The sequence below is a fragment of the Ilumatobacter sp. genome (genome assembly GCF_041688325.1).
GTDB lineage: Bacteria > Actinomycetota > Acidimicrobiia > Acidimicrobiales > Ilumatobacteraceae > Ilumatobacter_A.
This window is the reverse complement of record NZ_JBDNIJ010000222.1, coordinates 1-16,469: the sequence shown is the minus strand read 5'-3', so window position 1 is coordinate 16,469 and position 16,469 is coordinate 1. Positions and strand designations below refer to the sequence as shown.

At 62.7% G+C, this 16,469-nt stretch carries 20 protein-coding genes; 11 read left to right on the top strand and 9 right to left on the bottom strand.

What is annotated here, in order from left to right; all coding sequences use genetic code 11:
• Positions 1-61 precede the first annotated feature (61 nt).
• Complete coding sequence (locus ACH2EI_RS12820; RefSeq protein ID WP_395155848.1) at positions 62-745, top strand: glycerophosphodiester phosphodiesterase; 684 nt, start codon at positions 62-64, stop codon at positions 743-745.
• On the opposite strand, the gene ACH2EI_RS12815 is transcribed toward ACH2EI_RS12820, so the two are convergent.
• A complete protein-coding gene (locus tag ACH2EI_RS12815; RefSeq protein ID WP_395160290.1) occupies positions 711-1,637 on the bottom strand; it encodes a diacylglycerol/lipid kinase family protein in 927 nt (308 codons plus the stop codon). The genes ACH2EI_RS12820 and ACH2EI_RS12815 overlap by 35 nt on opposite strands.
• Before the next feature lie 96 nt (positions 1,638-1,733).
• Here ACH2EI_RS12815 and ACH2EI_RS12810 point away from each other — a divergent pair, with 96 nt between their 5' ends.
• The 3 genes from ACH2EI_RS12810 to ACH2EI_RS12800 all read left to right on the top strand — a co-directional run bounded on the left by ACH2EI_RS12810 (position 1,734) and on the right by ACH2EI_RS12800 (position 3,883).
• Positions 1,734-2,501, top strand: a complete 768-nt coding sequence (locus ACH2EI_RS12810) for an electron transfer flavoprotein subunit beta/FixA family protein (protein ID WP_395155852.1) — start codon at positions 1,734-1,736, stop codon at positions 2,499-2,501.
• 2 nt (positions 2,502-2,503) lie between these two features.
• Entirely contained in the window at positions 2,504-3,472 is a 969-nt protein-coding gene (locus ACH2EI_RS12805) for an electron transfer flavoprotein subunit alpha/FixB family protein (protein WP_395160288.1), read from the top strand.
• Positions 3,473-3,568: 96 nt separating this feature from the next.
• Complete coding sequence (locus ACH2EI_RS12800; protein ID WP_395155856.1) at positions 3,569-3,883, top strand: ferredoxin; 315 nt, start codon at positions 3,569-3,571, stop codon at positions 3,881-3,883.
• A 34-nt stretch (positions 3,884-3,917) separates the two neighbouring features.
• Here ACH2EI_RS12800 and ACH2EI_RS12795 read toward each other — a convergent pair whose 3' ends face one another.
• The 4 genes from ACH2EI_RS12795 to ACH2EI_RS12780 form a co-directional block, all read right to left on the bottom strand.
• The gene (locus tag ACH2EI_RS12795; RefSeq protein ID WP_395155858.1) at positions 3,918-4,925 is read right to left on the bottom strand and encodes a hypothetical protein; all 1,008 of its coding nucleotides are present in this window, start codon (positions 4,923-4,925) and stop codon (positions 3,918-3,920) included.
• Between the two features lie 69 nt (positions 4,926-4,994).
• Positions 4,995-5,837 carry an SCO1664 family protein gene (locus ACH2EI_RS12790; protein WP_395160286.1) on the bottom strand — a complete coding sequence of 281 codons (843 nt, stop codon included), beginning with the start codon at positions 5,835-5,837 and terminating at the stop codon, positions 4,995-4,997.
• Between the two features lie 5 nt (positions 5,838-5,842).
• Entirely contained in the window at positions 5,843-6,346 is a 504-nt protein-coding gene (locus ACH2EI_RS12785; protein ID WP_395155862.1) for a DUF3090 family protein, read from the bottom strand.
• Positions 6,343-6,945: an MSMEG_4193 family putative phosphomutase gene (locus ACH2EI_RS12780; RefSeq protein ID WP_395155898.1), complete on the bottom strand. Its 603-nt coding sequence runs from the start codon at positions 6,943-6,945 to the stop codon at positions 6,343-6,345. The genes ACH2EI_RS12785 and ACH2EI_RS12780 overlap by 4 nt, the downstream gene beginning before the upstream one ends.
• A gap of 169 nt (positions 6,946-7,114) precedes the next feature.
• Between ACH2EI_RS12780 and ACH2EI_RS12775 the strand changes: the two genes are divergently transcribed.
• Positions 7,115-7,831 (top strand): uracil-DNA glycosylase, encoded by a 717-nt coding sequence (locus ACH2EI_RS12775; RefSeq protein WP_395160284.1) that lies wholly within the window; start codon positions 7,115-7,117, stop codon positions 7,829-7,831.
• 9 nt (positions 7,832-7,840) lie between these two features.
• On the opposite strand, the gene ACH2EI_RS12770 is transcribed toward ACH2EI_RS12775, so the two are convergent.
• Entirely contained in the window at positions 7,841-8,755 is a 915-nt protein-coding gene (locus ACH2EI_RS12770; RefSeq protein WP_395155866.1) for an alpha/beta hydrolase, read from the bottom strand.
• A gap of 31 nt (positions 8,756-8,786) precedes the next feature.
• Between ACH2EI_RS12770 and ACH2EI_RS12765 the strand changes: the two genes are divergently transcribed.
• Complete coding sequence (locus ACH2EI_RS12765; protein WP_395155868.1) at positions 8,787-9,098, top strand: hypothetical protein; 312 nt, start codon at positions 8,787-8,789, stop codon at positions 9,096-9,098.
• A 46-nt stretch (positions 9,099-9,144) separates the two neighbouring features.
• On the opposite strand, the gene ACH2EI_RS12760 is transcribed toward ACH2EI_RS12765, so the two are convergent.
• Entirely contained in the window at positions 9,145-10,362 is a 1,218-nt protein-coding gene (locus ACH2EI_RS12760) for a Coenzyme F420 hydrogenase/dehydrogenase, beta subunit C-terminal domain (RefSeq protein ID WP_395155870.1), read from the bottom strand.
• A 140-nt stretch (positions 10,363-10,502) separates the two neighbouring features.
• Between ACH2EI_RS12760 and ACH2EI_RS12755 the strand changes: the two genes are divergently transcribed.
• From ACH2EI_RS12755 to ACH2EI_RS12735, 5 genes are all read left to right on the top strand, one after another.
• Complete coding sequence (locus ACH2EI_RS12755) at positions 10,503-11,195, top strand: sterol desaturase family protein (protein ID WP_395155872.1); 693 nt, start codon at positions 10,503-10,505, stop codon at positions 11,193-11,195.
• A 19-nt stretch (positions 11,196-11,214) separates the two neighbouring features.
• Positions 11,215-12,462 (top strand): clavaminate synthase family protein, encoded by a 1,248-nt coding sequence (locus tag ACH2EI_RS12750; protein ID WP_395155874.1) that lies wholly within the window; start codon positions 11,215-11,217, stop codon positions 12,460-12,462.
• 11 nt (positions 12,463-12,473) lie between these two features.
• Positions 12,474-13,364 (top strand): 3-keto-5-aminohexanoate cleavage protein, encoded by an 891-nt coding sequence (locus ACH2EI_RS12745; RefSeq protein ID WP_395155876.1) that lies wholly within the window; start codon positions 12,474-12,476, stop codon positions 13,362-13,364.
• Positions 13,357-14,334: a 3-hydroxyacyl-CoA dehydrogenase NAD-binding domain-containing protein gene (locus ACH2EI_RS12740; protein ID WP_395155878.1), complete on the top strand. Its 978-nt coding sequence runs from the start codon at positions 13,357-13,359 to the stop codon at positions 14,332-14,334. Before ACH2EI_RS12745 ends, ACH2EI_RS12740 begins: the two co-directional genes overlap by 8 nt.
• Positions 14,335-14,413: 79 nt before the next feature.
• Positions 14,414-14,563 carry a hypothetical protein gene (locus ACH2EI_RS12735; RefSeq protein ID WP_395155880.1) on the top strand — a complete coding sequence of 50 codons (150 nt, stop codon included), beginning with the start codon at positions 14,414-14,416 and terminating at the stop codon, positions 14,561-14,563.
• Positions 14,564-14,633: 70 nt separating this feature from the next.
• Here ACH2EI_RS12735 and ACH2EI_RS12730 read toward each other — a convergent pair whose 3' ends face one another.
• Positions 14,634-14,972, bottom strand: coding sequence for a P-II family nitrogen regulator (locus ACH2EI_RS12730; protein WP_395155882.1), 339 nt, complete (start codon positions 14,970-14,972; stop codon positions 14,634-14,636).
• Between the two features lie 49 nt (positions 14,973-15,021).
• Positions 15,022-16,248, bottom strand: coding sequence for an ammonium transporter (locus ACH2EI_RS12725; RefSeq protein ID WP_395155884.1), 1,227 nt, complete (start codon positions 16,246-16,248; stop codon positions 15,022-15,024).
• Positions 16,249-16,469 lie beyond the last annotated feature (221 nt).

Below are 16,469 nucleotides of genomic sequence, written 5' to 3'. Positions count from 1 at the left end.
GCTGAGGGGATAGTGGGGGTCCGATTCGGATGTGTGGCCAGGTGACCGCAATACTTCGAACATGCTGGTGATTGGACATCGAGGCGCTTCGGCTGCCGCTCCAGAGAACTCGATCCGGGCGTTCGAGTTTGCCGACAAGATGGGAGCCGACGGCGTCGAACTCGATGTCCGCTTGGCGCCGGACGGTCGATTAATCGTGAAGCATGACCCGCTGCCGACGGAACCGGCCGCGCTCGACGGCTACCCGGTCCTCTCGGACGTACTCGCGGCGTGCGGCGACATGCTCGTCAACGTCGAAATAAAGAACTCCGATGACGAGGCCGGCTATGACTCGACCGTGGCCGTTGCTGAGCTGGCCATTGCGGAGATGCGTCACCACGGTGACCCATCGCGCTGGATCATCTCGTCATTCGACTGGGCCACAATCCATCGATGCCGCGAACTGGCACCCGACTTGATGACGGCCTATCTCGTGACGAATGCCACTCCCGAGGTGATCGAGCGGACCGCTGCGGCTGGCCACGCTGCGGTGCACCCGTGGGAGCCGACCATCGATCAGGCAATGGTTGATCGCTGTCATGGCGCCGGCATCGCAATCAACACCTGGACCTGCAATGACCCGGAACGGCTGCAAGAACTTGCCGCGATTGGTGTCGACGGAGCCTGTACCGATGTGCCGGACGTGGCGCTGATGGCGCTCGGCCGTCGAATCAGCCCGGCGGCGCTGTGGGGAACACGAGCTTGACGGCGTCGGGCACGTGGACGAACTCGAGTCGTCCGGTGTCTCCGAGTGCGTCGCCGTCGACCTGATAGGGGAACGGCGTGGCGTGTTCAATCACGAGGTTACTCACGTCGGTCCGCACGTCGAGATGGTCGGCGGGCTGCACGCCGCCACCCTTGAGTGCGCCGGCGAGTGAGCTGAGGATGGCCTGTGCGTTCATTGTCTTGAATGTGATGGCGACCAAGCCGCGGTCGAGTGTTGCGGCAGGGGAGAGGTCGAGCGGCCGATTTCCGAGGTAGGTGTACGGGTTCGTGTTGAGCACGATGGTGAGGTAGCCGTCGTCGACGGGCTCCCCTCCGTCACCGCTGACGCGGAAGTGCGGGTGCTTGCGGTCGTATCCCCGGAGCCAGGTCGACAGGCCGGCGTAGATGAACAGTGGGTGCCCGAGCCAACGCTTCAGCGACCCACGCTTTTCGACCTCTTGAACAACAGCAGCGTCGTAGCCGACGCCGACGTGGAAGCAGAAGTAGCGACCGTTCACCTGGCCGAGCCCGATCGGGCGGAGGTCGGCGGCGTCGAGGCCTCTGGCGAGGTATTCGACCGCTTGGACCGGATCGTTCGGCATCCCGAGGGTGCGCGCAAAAACGTTGGTTGAGCCACCGGGCAGGACACCGAGCGCAGTGTCGGTGCCAGCGATGCCGGTGGCGACCTCATTGAGTGTGCCGTCGCCGCCGTAGCCAATCACGACGTCAACGCCTCGGCGGGCCGCGTCGTGGGCAAAGCGGGTTGCGTGTCCTCGGCGATTTGTTTCCACGATCTCGACATCGTGGCCCCGACTCAACCGGCGGTGGACGACCACGGTGTTACGCGCTGTCACCGACGAGGCGAACGAGTTGACCACGAGCAAGACCTTCACGGCCCGGAACGGTACAAGGCGGTCGTCCCGACGCGCGTCACATTGGCGAGCTCGAATTGGGTTCGTACTTGACTCACCGGTAACTTGGGTGTCCTTATGAATGTGATCGTTTGTGTGAAACAGATCCCCGACCCGGCGCTGCCGGGTGAGCTGGATCCCTCGACCAACACGCTGAAGCGAGATGGGAAACTCATCCTCGATGAGTCAGACAGCTATGGCGTCGAAATGGCGCTCCAGCTTGTCAATACCGCTGGCGAAGGCTCTGTCACCCTGGTCTCGATGGCCCCGAATGACGAAGTGTCCGGTCTCCGTACCGCACTCGCCATGGGTGCCGAGAAGGCAGTCCTCGTGTCTGACCCGGCGCTTGCCGGCGCTGATGCGCTGACGACCGCCAAGGTCCTGGCCGGCGCTGTCGGTCGGGCTGGTGACTACGACCTGATCATCGCCGGTACCGAGTCGTCCGACGGCTACACCGGCACTGTGCCCGAGCAGATGGCCGAAATCCTCGGACTCCCCTCGGTCGGTTTCGCCAAGACGATTACCGTCGATGGTGGCACCGTCAAGGTCGACCGTCAGACCGAAGCCGGTTACGACGAAGTCATCTGCACGCTCCCTGCGGTGGTTTCAGTTACCGCCGGCGTCGTCGAGCCCCGCTACCCGAGCTTCAAGGGCATCATGGCCGCGAAGGCAAAGCCGGTCGACACCGTTACCGCTGCCGACCTCGGCATCGAAGCCGTGTCCTGGGCACAGCAAATTTCATCGGTTGACGACGCTCCCGCCCGCGAGGCTGGCGAGGTCATCGAAGACGATGGCGAAACATTCAACAAGATCGTCGAGTTCCTCGACGGACTGAAGGTGATCTGATTATGAGTATCAACAACATCTGGGTGTTCGCACAGGCAGACGGCGATACCGCCAGCACCGCCACGCTCGAACTGCTCTCTAAGGCCAACAGGCTTGGCGGTTCGGTGACGGCATTCGTCGTTGGCTCAGCCGGTGGCGCGGCCGCAGCGTTCGCCGATCACGGTGCCGCAAAGATCTACGAGACCGGTGACCTCGCCGGTGCACTTCCGGGCCCTGCGGTTTCGTCCGCAATGCAGGCCGTGATCTCCGGTGGCGACGCTCCTGACCTGATCATGTTCCCGCAGAACTACGAAGGCCGCGACGTCATGGCCCGCCTGTCGGTCAAGCTCGACCGTACGGTGCTGACCAACTCGACCGACATCACGGTCGACGGCGACTCGGTCACGGTCCAGACGCCGATTTTCGGCGGCTCCAAGCTGGTGAACTCCACGTTCACCGGTGAGCGTCCGTTCCTCGCAGCATTCCGTCCGAAGAGCTTCGAAGCAGTTGGTGGCGCTGGCGCCGCTGGCGAGATTATCGCGGCTGCTGTTGGCGAGCTCGGTGCAACCGGAGGCGCAACAGTCACCGCCGTGCACGTCGAAGAAACCAGCGGTCCGAAGCTCGACGAGGCAGCTGTTGTCGTCGGTGGTGGTCGTGGTCTTGGCGATGCCGAGAAGTACGAGATGATCGAGACCCTTGCCAAGCTCCTCAAGGGTGCGCCTGGCGCATCCCGTGCGATTGTCGATGCCGGCTGGGTTCCGTACAGCTACCAGGTCGGCCAGACCGGCAAGGTCGTCAAACCGACCGTGTACATCGCTGCTGGCATCTCCGGCGCCACCCAGCACATGGTGGGCATGAAGGGCTCGAAGAACATCATTGCGATCAACAAGGACAAGGAAGCACCGATCTTCGGTGTGGCCGACCTTGGCATCGTGGGTGACGTGCACAAGGTTCTCCCCCAACTCATCGCCGCCCTGCAGGCTCGAGGCTGATCACCTCTTTCCGAATTGAATCGAATTGAAGAGCCGGACCTTTTGACGGGTCCGGCTCTTTGCTTTTTCCCGTTGGTTCTCTCCTAAACTCCGCCCATGTCTGCTCTCATGGTTTGGATCGATCAGGACCTCTGCACCGGCGACGGCATCTGCTCAGAGATCTGCCCCGATGTCTTCCAAGCTCGTGACGACGGTCTCTGGATCGTGAAAGAAGAGGCATCGCATTTCGGTACGACGATTCTGTTCGACGGTGGCGAAGGTGACGGCCACGGCCCCGACATGGGGAACGGCGTTGCCCGCATTCCTGACTCGCTCATTGATACAGCTGCCGACGCGGCCGAAGAGTGCCCCGGCGAGTGCATCATGATCGAGGTCACCGACCCAGCGGTGATCAGTGCCCGCGGCGTCTGATTCACTGACTGTTGACGGTTTGATTACGGTCTGACTACACGGCGTCGCGGGCACTGATTGCCCAAGCGACGCCCTCATCAGGATCTTCGATCGCGAGCTGGAGCACCCAGCCGATTTCTGGTTCGAATGCGTTCCAGCGGAACCAGTCGAGTTCGTTGAGGACCTGACCGATTTCGTCAGGGTTGACCGGCCAGTCGTCGAGGAGGTCGCCGATTGCGCCAATGACCCACCAGGCACCGAAGCGACCGCTCGAGGCGCCGCGCCGTCGCCCGTGAGCGCCGCCGCTCGCACCGGCCCAAGCGAGCCAGGCAAGCGCCTCGGCTGGCTCGAGGGGAGCGATTCGTGCGCGGCGGACGCCAAGCGCACCAATGGCTGCTCCGATGTCACCTTCGACGCAGACGACCTCGGCCCGCCCATTGGAGCCGCTGGTCCACGGTTCGACAAGCTGACGAACGGCCAGTTCAACTTCGTCGTCGAGGCGTTCGGCATCGGTGGACGTCTCGATGTCCTCCCAGTCATCGGAGAGGTCAGGGGCCGGAAATTCGGCACCGTTGTCTGAGTACGTGGCGACTTCGTACCGCGGTTCCCAGCCTTGTACCTCGGTCGGAATGTCGAGCACAGGAGCGAGCTCGGGATCGTTGATGATCTCGCCACGTATCGCCCGCTCATGGGCGACGAACGCAGCGTGTGGGCCGCGGCCGACTTCACCTTCGAGATCGATCCAGGTGTGGTGCTGTGCGGCAACTTCGGTCAGCGGGCCGGTGGTGAAGCGTCCGGCCAGTCCGTCGGCCTCGTCGAGGACGATGCCAACGAACAGCGGTGGCGCGAGCAGAGCGAGCCGGTATTCGGCAAGCGTGGCCGCCGGCCAGAGCTGGCGACCGGTTTTCACGGCTGACCGAGAGCGATCACGCAAGCGCAACAACCCGTCCCAGTCTTGTGACGAACAACGGTTGTCGATCATCCGCACCAACCCGTCGAGGTCGGCCGCATGGATCAGATCTTGGAGGTCTTCATCGGGCTCGAAGTGCGGCTCGTCGGACATATCCGCATCCTCCCACGAAAGAGTCCACTTTCCCTCGGGTCAACAGTGGACACACGAACGAGTCGCCTGTCAGACGAGGGGCCAGGGGTAGCGCCGACCAGTTGGGTCGGTGGGGAACCGGCGATGTTTGACGCACCAGGCGGCCCGGCCCTGGATTGCTTCGACCTCTTCGTCGCTGAGCAACACCGCGATGTCAAGCGGGACCCGATCGACGAGTTTGTTGACCTCGTCGAGCATCGGCTCGGGGATTTCTTCGTCAGCGAAATCCCAGATGACGGTCCGGAGCTTGTACTCAGCAGCAAAGCACAGCCCGTGGTCGATGCCCCAGACCCGGGCGGGCACGTCGGTGCCGTCGTCGAGCGTCTTTTCGGGGACGATGATGCAGTGGCCGCTTTTACGGTCGGTGTTGTTGCAGATGATGTCGAGCAGCGCCATCGCTCTGAACTGATCGTCGAGGTCCTGTCGCACTTCTCGAATCGTGAAGTAGTGCTCGGAGAAGTCGCCAGCGACGAACCACTGCACCGACCCCTCGCCGGCGGGGCCGTCACGCAGCACCGTCGGCGGAATGACTCCGAGGCCGAGCGCCTCGCTCATGCGATACGTCGCCACCTCCCGACGGTGGAGGCCGGGCTCGAAGTCCCAGAGTGGTCGCTCGCCACGCATTGGCTTGTAGATCGCCGGATGCGACTTGCCTTCGCGGACCACGTGGACGAGGAACGTGGCGTTGCTGCTGTACGGCATCCGCCCTTCGATCTCGATCTCGCCCTGGAGCAGGTGCGCAACGGGGTCCTCGATCGAGTCGATGCGGAGTTCGACACCGCGGTCTTCTGATTTCTGCTCGACCGAATCGGACTCGTCATCCCATCCATCGTCAGCTTCGAACTCGTCGAGGGCCATGTCGTCGTGTGACATGCGGATCAGTTCATGCGGGGGCAGGCGTGGCCGTCGGGATCGATCGGCCGTGTGCACCATTGGCAGTCAGGGCGGCCCGATTCGACGAGGCGATCTGCGTGATCGCAGAAGGCCGCTGCCTGGCCGCGGCTGACGTACAGGCGGACGTGACCTCGATCGTCATCGACCATCTCACCGTCTTCGTCGACCTCACCCACTTCTTCGAGCTGGATGAGGAGCTTGTCGGTGGCTCGGTCGTAGCCGAGGCCGATCGGGCCGAGTACGAACGATGCGTCGACGGGCTCGGCAAGTTCGAGGGCGCCAGGCATCGGCCGGTCGTCGGGCGGTGGTAGATCGCTGAGCACCTTGCGGAGGTACTGGACGATCGCCGCAGTCTGCTGCTTCTCGCACTTGACCGTTACCCGCTGACCCTCCGACCTGACCTGCATGAAGAAAGTGCGGTTACCGGGCACGCCGACGGCGCCAGTCGTGAAGGCGTCGACGTCGTCAAATTCGTAAAAGACGCTCATGCAGGCTTCAACTCGGTGAGGGGCCGGCCGGTCGAGTTGACGGCGAGCACGATTGGCCCGCCCGCGTGCCAGGTGACGGCGGTAATCGACGCAGGGCTGATGACAATGCGCTGGAACAGGTCGATGTGGGTGCCCATGGCGTGCGCAACGGCTGCCTTGATCGTGTCGGCGTGGCTGACGCAGACGATCGTTCCGCCAGGGTGCAGCTTGCGTAGCTTGTCGAGCGCTCCGACCATACGGGTCTGCATCTCGGTGAAGCTCTCGCCGTTTGGGAACCGGAACGTCGACGGTGCCCGTTGTACGGTCTGCCATTCCGGCAGCTTCATCAAATCCTTGAGTTCTTTGCCAGTCCAGTCGCCAAAGTCGCATTCGAAGAGGCCACGTTCGATCTGCGTCTTCAGGCCGCAGGCTGCCGAGATCGGAGCGGCTGTTTCTTTGGCCCGCTCAAGTGGTGAGCTGTACACGGCGTCGATCTTGAGTTCGGCGAGACGGAGGGCAGCGATCTTGGCCTGCTCGTGGCCCAGGTCAGCGAGGTGGAGGCCTTTGGCACGGCCAGGTAGGACTTTGCCCGTCGTTGGTGTCTGGCCATGACGAACCATCAGAATGGTCGTCGGCTTTTGGCCCTGGTTGGCTGCTTCTTTCTTCGAGGCAGCCTTGGACCGGCCTGTCGTCTTCGACGCCGCTTGCTTGGCCGCACGCTTTGGTGCTGCTGATTTCTTGGTGCCAGTCGTCGTCGCCATGAGGACCACCAACCTACTGTCGGTTGCAATGCCGACGCCCGCCCAGCGCTCAAAGTCACTGAACGTTCTGACCCGGGAGATCCACGCGTGTCGGGCCTGCCCGCGGTTGGTCGAGTGGCGCGAGCAGGTCGCTCTCGAGAAGCGAGCGGCGTATCGCGAGGACGACTACTGGGGCAAGGCCATCTCGGGCTTCGGCGACCCAGCCGCACAGATCGTGATCCTCGGCCTCGCACCCGCCGCCCACGGAGCCAACCGGACCGGGCGGATGTTCACCGGCGATCGCAGTGGCGACTGGCTGTTCCGCTCGATGTACACCGCCGGCTTGGCTAACCAGGCCGAGTCCACGTCCAGCGCTGACGGATTGACGCTCACCAACGCCTGGGTCACATCGGCGGTCAAGTGCGCTCCGCCTCTGAACAAGCCCACAACGACTGAACGCGACGAGTGCCGACCGTTTTTGACGCGCGAACTCGATGCCCTGTCTGCCGCGAACGTTGTGGTCTGTCTCGGCACGTTCGGGTACGACGCAGCGATGAACTTCTTCGGTGTTCGTCCGAAACCAAAGTTCGGTCACGGAGTCGAAGTGCCCGTCACCTCATCGGACGGCCGCAAGCTCACGGTCATCTGTAGTTATCACGTCAGCCAACAAAACACGTTTACGAAGCGGCTGACCGAACCAATGCTCGACGCGATCTTCACCCGCGCCAACGGGCTCGCCGGTCACACTGTGCCTGGCACAGTGTGACCGGCTGACTCAGGAACCAAGCGCGGCGATGAGTGCCTGCGCTGACAGCGCGTGTGCGAGCCGGGCATCACCGAGTTGATCGGGGAGTGAGTAGAAGGCGTGGATCTGACCGGAGAAGTGGACATGGCTCACCACGACTCCGAGGGACGACAGCCGATCGGCGTATGCAATGCCCTCGTCGCGGAGCGGGTCGAACCCGGCGGTAATCACCAACGCAGGCGGACCAGCGGCCAGGACCTCGTCTGATGCGAGGAGCGGCGAGACACGTGGGTCGTCAGGCGTTCCCTCTCCGCCCGACAGGTAGTGCTCGGTGAACCACTGCATTGAACTCTTGGTCAAGAAATAGCCCTCGCCGTTCTCGTCGTAGGACTCTGTATTCATCCGGACATCGACCACCGGGTACACCAAGAGTTGGAAGCGAAGTGGCACGGTGGTCTCGTGGCACACCACAGCTGCGATGTTCGCGCCCGCCGAGTCGCCGCCGATGGCAATGCGCGTCGGGTCGATCCCGAGTTCGTCGGCGTGCTTGTACGCCCACTGGGTTGCGGCTCTGCAGTCGTCCAGCCCTGCCGGGAAAGGATGCTCGGGCGCAAGCCGATAGTCGACGCTGAGCACGGTCGACCCGCTGCGGTTGGTCAACGATCGACAAACGTTGTCGTGGCTGTCAAGATCGCCGATCACCCAGCCGCCGCCGTGGATGTACACGAGCAGCCCTGGTGTCGTTCCGGTTGGTGCCGCTCGATAGAGACGTGCAGGAACGCCGCCAGCATCAATTTCGACAATCTCGTGGCACTGCTCAGTCGGATCGGCCGCCAGCGCCTTGCGGGTAGCTCGCGCTTCGGCTGGCGGCTGCGAATCGAGCGGCGGTGCACCGATTGCCTCCATCATGTCGAGCAGCGTGCGGGCCTCATGGTGGAGCGGCATCCCGACATCGTGCCAGTAGCCTTTCGCCACTGTGAACTCGAAGCGTCAGCCCCGCCATATTGCGACCACCCGTCGTCTGCGAGTAACCGGTGTCGCTGTCGTCGCCGTGCTCGGTCTGAGTGCATGCAACTCCGACCCGGGCAACCGTCGCGTCGCCGAAGACATCGTCGACACAGCCCTCATCCAGGGCGATATCACGCAGGAAGTCCACGACTGCTTGTTTGACAAGCTCGATATTTATTCGGACGAAGATTACGACGCAATCACCAAGGCTGCGAACGATCCTGGCCCGGGTACTGCGCTTGACCTCTTCGAGGCCGATCTCGCCGAGTGCAGCAAGTGAGCCACAAGTGAGCAATGGCGTGGCGCCAGACGCCACGCCGTTCTGATCAGTCTTTCTTCGGTTCCGACGCCGGCTCGGCTGTCACAGCTGCAGCCTTCTTCTTGGGAGGCGGCACGCCGACCGACGGGGCAGCGTCAGCGCCTTGGGGCCAGCGACGACGGCTCACGATCGACAATAGGCGAAGCAGACGCATTGCGGTCTCGTCGGTCTGAGCGGGCTTCGCGAGGATCGAGCCGTCAGCGATCATCCGCTCAATGACTTCCTCGCCGAGTTCGGTGCGCACGATGGTGAGCGTCCAGTCGTTGTCTTCGCCGATGCCGCCCGTGGCGACGTCGGAGTGTTCGGCGGCAAAGTCGGGGCAGGTCTTGCAGCCTTCGCGGGTCCACGCGTGGCATTCCTTCAGGTCGATCTCGTGGTACGAGCCGTCTTTCATCCAGATCTGGAAGGCGCCCTTGATGTTCATCTTCACCATGTCTTGCTTCTTCAGGCCGTACTTGGCCTCGAAGAGTTCTTCGAAGATGGCGTCATCGAACGTCTTGGAACAGAGCAGGCCGATGTTGAACAGGAAAGGCTTACTGACCTTTCCGGCTTTGCGATCCCACATGACGGGCGGCGATGAGGTCTGGCAGCCCATGCCGACGAGGGCGAGCCGCTTGAAGCCCTTTTCTTGGGCTTCGCGGAGTGCGAGCGGGTTGGCACAATAGGTGTATCGCGAGCCCGCGGTGGCGAGGATCTCTTCACGTGTCGACACGACGGCTGGCTTGGCCTTCCACGCGTCGTCCTCTTCGACGCCAGACACGAGGGCCGCGTCGATGTAGTCGTGTTCGCGCAGCCAGATGAGCATTGCTGACACGAGGCCGCCGTCCTGGCCCATCTTGTTGACCATCTCGTCGCTCGCGCGGGTGAGGTAGAGCTGACGCCAGATGCCGGCCATCTCATCGGGTTCGCGGAGGCGGCCGAACAGGTGCATGTCGGCAGCGGGTTCCCAGGCGCGAAAGCGAGGGCAGGCGCGGGTGCATGTGGTGCAGCCCTTTTCGCCGTGGATGCAGTTGTCGAGGCCCAACTCTTCTTCGAGATGGAATGGGATGTACTTGCCCTCTTCGTGTTCGTAACCAATCACATCGTGAGGACAGGTGACGACGCAACCGGCACACCCTGTGCACAAGCTGTTGGTGATGACTTCGCTGTACAGCTCTTTCCACTGCGCAGTCCAGCGCTCCTTCTTGGGGGCAGCGTCAGTGGCTGGCGTCTCGATCGTCGTCATGCAGGCGACTGTACGCCGGACGGCGGTGGCAACATCAACCCGCCTGCAACCGAATCTGACGCTGTTCGAGTCAGGAACTGTGTCTGACGTCGGAGGGGACCGATATGCGCGCACGGAGCGCCAGACGTACCGTGGTGGTCGTGCATCGTGCTCGGGACATCACCTCGCTCGGCGGAGCGGCCCGTGCCTTCGCCCGATCGTCGTCGGGTCGGGTGATTGTCGTTGCGACTTGTTTGGCGGCTGTCGTCCGATTGGCATTGGGCAACTGGTCGTTCGGTGATGCGCTTGCGGTGCTCGCGGTCGTCGTTGCACTCGGCCCGGTGGAGTGGATGATCCACCGTCGGCTGCTGCATGCTGAGCCCGGCTCGACGCTGGCCGAACTGCTGGGCACGCGTGCCGCTCATGAGCGACACCACCGTGATCCGGATGACGTGGACTGGCTGCTGCTGCGCCGGCCGAATGCAATCGGTTCGTGCCTGGCGATTATCGCTCCGGTGGCTGCTGCTGTTGCAGGCTTTTCGCTGATCAGCCTTTCCCTGGTCGGCCTGTCGCCGAGCGTCGTATCTGAGGCTCGGGCGATCGGCGCCACAGTCGGGTTCACCGGGCTTGTCGCACTGCTGCATTACGAGTGGGTCCACCTGCTCGTGCACTCGCGGTATCGACCCCGTTCTCGTTATTACACCCGGCTCGCCAAGAACCACCGGCTGCATCACTTTCGGAACGAGAGATATTGGCTGGGGGTCACGATGGACACCGGAGACCGGCTCGCACGGACCCTGCCGGCGGACCGCTCAGCCGTGCCGCTGAGCGAGACGGCACGCTCGATCAGCTGAGTGTGTAATCTCGCGGCTGATGATCGAGGTCATGCCCTCACCCGACTTCGCCACGTATGCGTGGGCGCCGATCGACATCGTTGGCGGCGCGTTGCCGAACGTACACGTCAGCTGGTCTGACGGGCTCGATCTCGACTGCTACTCGTTGTGGCTGTTCGAGAACTCGCGGGCGATCGACCCGGTCACGCGAGAGAGCACAGTCGATCCAGCCGACTTGCCCGAATCGTCGTTCCTCTCGGCGGCTCGACGGACCGAAGACGGGGCGCTTGAGCTGACGTGGGGCGATGGTCTGCAGTCGATTGTTCACCCGGGATGGTTGCGATCGATCGCTGCGCAACGGCATCGACCGGAAGCGATTCCCGGTCCGTTGACGATCTGGACGACCGACACGTTCGACGAACCGCCATCTTTTGATGGCGCCTCGGTGCTCGACGACATTGTGGTGTTTGGCGACTGGCTGCGGGCAATGCACACGTACGGCTTCGCCCGGCTCCGCAACACTCCGGCCGATCGGGCGTTTCTCGAAACGCTGATCACGCGAATCGGTCCGATTCGCGGATCGAACTTCGGCAACATCTTCACGGTCGAGGCACGCCTCGATGCGGATTCAACAGCGAACACTGGCCTGAATCTCGGTCAACACGCCGACCTCCCGACGCGTGAGACGCCGCCAGGCTTTCAGTTCCTGCACTGCGTCGAGAACACGGTCGCCGGGGGAGCTTCGCGAATGACCGACGGGCTTGCGGTTGTCGCCGAACTCGAAGCAAACCATCCGGCCGAGTACGCGGCACTGACCACCTTGAACTGGGTGTTCGCTAATCGGGCGTTGGACGGCGATCATCGCTGGATCGGCCCAGTGATCGACCATGGCCAGCCCGGCTCGCCACTGACCATGCGCGCCTTCTACCCGGTCCGGCTCGCACCCGATATGGCGACCGACGACGTACCGCGCGCGTACGACGCGATGCGCGTCTTCTCCAGCGTTGCCCACGACGAACGATTCATGCTGCGCTCTCGGTTTGAGCCGGGCGACATCATCGGCTTCGACAACCGGCGAATGTTGCACGGCCGCGACGCATTCGATCCAGGCGCCGGATCGCGAGTCCTCACCGGCTGCTACGTCGACAGTGACGAGTTGCTCTCGCGTCTACGCGTGCTCGATCGTGACGCTCCGAACACTCCCTCGAACTCGCGCCCCGAACCCGTCCCTCAAAACCTCCCTCGAACCCCTGACCCTCGAACCCCTGACCCTCGAACCCCTGATTAGAAGGAAACCTCATGAGCTCTGTCTTCATCACCTGCGCCGTCACCGGCAGTGGCGACACCGTCGGGAAGTCTGACAAGGTGCCGTACACCCCCGAGGCAATCGCCGACGACTGCATCGCAGCAGCCAAAGCAGGCGCAGCCGTCGTGCACATCCATGTCCGCGATCCCGAGACAGGTGCGCCGTCACGGGAAGTCGAGTACTACGCCGAAGTGGTCGACCGGATCCGTGCCTCTGACGTCGACCCGGTGATCAACCTCACCGCTGGCATGGGTGGCGATGTCACCTTCGGTCCTGTCGAAAGCCCGCTGCCGCTTGCCGCGGTAGGCACCGACATGGTGGGTGCGTCCGAACGGCTCGACCACGTCCGCAAAATTCTCCCTGAGATCTGCACCATCGACTGCGGCTCGATGAACTTCGGCGAGGGTGACTACGTCATGACGAACACCCCGTCGATCCTCGCCGAAATGGCTCGCCAGATCCAGGAACTCGGTGTCCGTCCCGAGATCGAAGTGTTCGACACAGGCCACCTCTGGCAGGCGAAGTCGCTCGTCGAGCAGGGGCTCATCGCTGATCCGGTCATGGTGCAGTTATGTATGGGGATCCCGTGGGGTGCGCCACCGGATTTGAACACCTTCATGGCGATGGTCAACAACATCCCCGACAGTTGGACGTTCAGTGCGTTCTCGATTGGGCGCAAGCAGCTTGAATACGTGGCGCTTGCTGCGATCGCGGGCGGCAACGTCCGTGTCGGCCTCGAAGACAACCTGTACCTCGACCGGGGTCAGCTGGCGACGAACCGCGATCTTGTCGAACGGGCAGTCGACATTCTGAGCGGCATGAACTTCGACATCATGACGTCGGCCGAGGTTCGCGAGAAGATGCAGCTGACGAAGCATGGCTGACCTGCCACAGCGTGGTGCCGTCGTTGGGTGTGGGGTGATCGGCGCTGCTTGGGCGGCGCGGATGCGGCTTCGGGGGATCGACGTTTCGGCATACGACCCATCGCCAGATGCTTCAAAAATCCTGGACGACGTATTAGCCGACGCTGTCTCGGCATGGAACGCACTTGGCCTGTCGACAGACCACATTGGTTCGTTGACACTGTGTGCGTCGATCGAAGAAGCCGTCGCTCACGCAGGGCTGATTCAGGAAAGTGTCCCAGAGCGGCTCGACATCAAGCACTCGACACTTGCTGCCATCGATGCTGCGGCACCTGCTGATGCGATCATCGCGTCGTCCACGTCGGGGTACAAACCAACGGACCTCGCCACATCGATGATCCGCCCAGAACGGCTCGTCGTTGCGCATCCGTTTAACCCGGTCTACCTGTTACCGCTCGTCGAGATTGTCGGTGGCGAACAGACATCGCTGGGAACTATCGACCGGGCGATGGACACCTACCGAGCGCTCGGCATGCACCCGCTGCACGTGCGTAAAGAGATCGATGCCTTCATTGCCGATCGCCTCCTCGAAGCCGTGTGGCGTGAAGCGCTGTGGCTGGTCAACGATGGCATCGCAACCACCGAAGAGATCGACGATGCAATCCGCTACGGCTTTGGCCTCCGGTGGGCGCAAATGGGCACCTTCGAGACCTATCGGATTGCCGGCGGAGAGGGTGGTATGCGCCACTTTATGGAGCAGTTCGGGCCGGCGCTGAAATGGCCGTGGACCAAGTTGATGGACACGCCAGAGCTGACTGACGAACTGATCGACACCATCGCCGCGCAGTCTGACGAGCAAGCAGCAGGTCGCTCCATCCGAGATCTCGCGCAAGAACGTGACCGGAACCTCGTCGCGATTTTGCGGGCGCTTGAAAGTGTCGATGCGGGGGCTGGCAAGACCATCACCAACCTCCGTGCACTGCAGGGCTGACAACGCCGTAACCCCGTTTGCGTCGAAGTTTCCGTTGACCAGTCCGCAGGAATCTCGACGCAAACGGGAGAATGTCGGAATGTTCGGGATTTTGCTGTCGACGTCCGCCGAAGACAACGGGTTCGCGTGGCCGGTCCTGATCGTCGGCGGATTGATCATCGTTGCGGGCTTGGTCGCCACCAGGGGCGAGTTCCGCAACTGGCGGCAGCGTCGAGCAAACCGGGACTGATCGTTTGCGGAACGAAATGCGCTGAAATGGCAATCACAATCGTCACGCAAACGGACGAGTAACGGCAAAGCTAAACGGCGTCGGTGCCCTCTTCGCCGGTGCGGATGCGTACGACGCGATCGACGTTTGTCACCCAGATCTTGCCGTCACCGATCTTGCCGGTGGCCGCCGCCTTGGCAATGGCTTCGACCACGTCGTCAACACGTGCCTCGTCGACGACGGTGGCAAGGCTGACCTTGGGAACGAAGTCGATCTTGTACTCGGCGCCGCGATACGTCTCGGTGTGTCCGCCTTGGCGGCCGAAACCGCGAACCTCAGAGACGGTGATGCCGGTGACATCGATCGCCTTGAGGGCGTCCTTCACGTCGTCGAGCTTGAAGGGTTTGATGACTGCAGTGATGAGTTTCATGGTGTCCCCGGTTCGTGCGAAGTGTTCACGGCGTGATGTTCAAAGTGAGTCAGCTGGTGTACGCCGACTCGGCGTGCTGGCTCTGGTCGAGACCCTGGTACTCAGCATCCTCGCCGACGCGCAGCCCCATCGTTGCATCGATCGTTTTGGCAATGGCATACGTGACGACGAAGGAGAACACGCCGACCACGAGGGCCGCAACGAACTGATCTTTGAGGAGCTCAAGGCCGCCGCCGTAGAAGAGGCCTTCCGAGCTGTTTTCGGCGATCACTGGGTTGACGGCTGCATCGGCGAACAGGCCGAGGAGCAGCGTGCCGACGATGCCGCCGATCAGGTGCACCGCGATGACGTCGAGGCTGTCGTCCCAGTTCATTTTCTCCTTGATGGTCAGCGCAAGGAAACACGAGGCTCCGGCGATGAAGCCAATGATCAGTGGCGAGGCACCACCAACGAAGCCGGCGCATGGAGTGATGGCGACGAGGCCGGCGACAGCGCCGGAGCAAGCGCCGAGCACAGTTGCGTGGCCACCCTTCCAGCGTTCCACGAGGAGCCAGCCGAGCATGCCGGTCGAAGCAGCGAGATGGGTGTTGACCAGGGCTTGGGCCGCAAGGCCGTCGGCGGCGAGGCCGGAACCGGCGTTGAATCCGAACCAGCCGAACCACAAGATGCCGGTACCGAGGACCGTGAGCGGCAGGTTGTGCGGTTGCATGGGCACGTCGCCGTGGCCCTTGCGGTTGCCGATGACGAGGATGACGGCGAGCGCTGCCACACCGGCGCTGATGTGGATGGCCGTGCCGCCAGCAAAGTCGAGTGCCCCCATCTCGAGGAGCCAGCCGTTGAACACCCACTTGGCGCCGGGGATATAGACGAGCAATGACCAGAATCCGATGAGCACGGCGTACGAACCAAATTTCAACCGGTCAGCTGTGGCGCCGGTGATCAGTGCCGGGGTGATGACCGCGAACATCATTTGAAAGGCGACGAAGGCCATGCCGGGAATGTCTCCGTCGAGGTTGGTGACGTCGGCGAGGAAGAGGAAGTCGAAGTTGCCAATCCAACCGTTGCCGCTGTCACCGAAGACGAGCGAGAAGCCGACGATTGCCCAGATGGTCGACACCAAACCAACGGCGAACATGTTTTGCATCAACATGCCGAGCACGTTCTTCGAACGCACCATGCCGCCGTAGAAGAACGCCAACCCAGGCGTCATGAAGAGAACGAGTGCTGCCGAGATCAGCACCCATGCGGTATTTCCAGAGTCCACTGCGAGAAGCATGGGACCGGACCGTAGGCAGCGCCTGCTGAGTGTGAGCGTGCAGAAACGTGATGTTCACAATCCGGAAACAGAGACACTCGGAACGCGGGCCGACGGTGTGCTTGGGAGCGGATCGGACCGCAGCCCAGGGTGTCCCAGCACCGAAAACGAAACGATCCCCGTGCCGGCATCTTGAGGACAAGATGCGACACGGGGATCGTCCGAGCGAATCGCGACATTGC

Bases quoted from the DNA above. Each gene is read 5' to 3' on its own strand.
- ACH2EI_RS12820 (WP_395155848.1), top strand. From the start codon at position 62: ATGCTGGTGATTGGACATCGAGGCGCTTCGGCTGCCGCTCCAGAGAAC.
- ACH2EI_RS12810 (WP_395155852.1), top strand. From the start codon at position 1,734: ATGAATGTGATCGTTTGTGTGAAACAGATCCCCGACCCGGCGCTGCCG.
- ACH2EI_RS12805 (WP_395160288.1), top strand. From the start codon at position 2,504: ATGAGTATCAACAACATCTGGGTGTTCGCACAGGCAGACGGCGATACC.
- ACH2EI_RS12800 (WP_395155856.1), top strand. From the start codon at position 3,569: ATGTCTGCTCTCATGGTTTGGATCGATCAGGACCTCTGCACCGGCGAC.
- ACH2EI_RS12795 (WP_395155858.1), bottom strand. From the start codon at position 4,925: ATGTCCGACGAGCCGCACTTCGAGCCCGATGAAGACCTCCAAGATCTG.
- ACH2EI_RS12790 (WP_395160286.1), bottom strand. From the start codon at position 5,837: ATGTCACACGACGACATGGCCCTCGACGAGTTCGAAGCTGACGATGGA.
- ACH2EI_RS12785 (WP_395155862.1), bottom strand. From the start codon at position 6,346: ATGAGCGTCTTTTACGAATTTGACGACGTCGACGCCTTCACGACTGGC.
- ACH2EI_RS12780 (WP_395155898.1), bottom strand. From the start codon at position 6,945: ATGGTTCGTCATGGCCAGACACCAACGACGGGCAAAGTCCTACCTGGC.
- ACH2EI_RS12775 (WP_395160284.1), top strand. From the start codon at position 7,115: ATGCCGACGCCCGCCCAGCGCTCAAAGTCACTGAACGTTCTGACCCGG.
- ACH2EI_RS12770 (WP_395155866.1), bottom strand. From the start codon at position 8,755: ATGCCGCTCCACCATGAGGCCCGCACGCTGCTCGACATGATGGAGGCA.
- ACH2EI_RS12760 (WP_395155870.1), bottom strand. From the start codon at position 10,362: ATGACGACGATCGAGACGCCAGCCACTGACGCTGCCCCCAAGAAGGAG.
- ACH2EI_RS12750 (WP_395155874.1), top strand. From the start codon at position 11,215: ATGATCGAGGTCATGCCCTCACCCGACTTCGCCACGTATGCGTGGGCG.
- ACH2EI_RS12745 (WP_395155876.1), top strand. From the start codon at position 12,474: ATGAGCTCTGTCTTCATCACCTGCGCCGTCACCGGCAGTGGCGACACC.
- ACH2EI_RS12740 (WP_395155878.1), top strand. From the start codon at position 13,357: ATGGCTGACCTGCCACAGCGTGGTGCCGTCGTTGGGTGTGGGGTGATC.
- ACH2EI_RS12735 (WP_395155880.1), top strand. From the start codon at position 14,414: ATGTTCGGGATTTTGCTGTCGACGTCCGCCGAAGACAACGGGTTCGCG.
- ACH2EI_RS12730 (WP_395155882.1), bottom strand. From the start codon at position 14,972: ATGAAACTCATCACTGCAGTCATCAAACCCTTCAAGCTCGACGACGTG.
- ACH2EI_RS12725 (WP_395155884.1), bottom strand. From the start codon at position 16,248: ATGCTTCTCGCAGTGGACTCTGGAAATACCGCATGGGTGCTGATCTCG.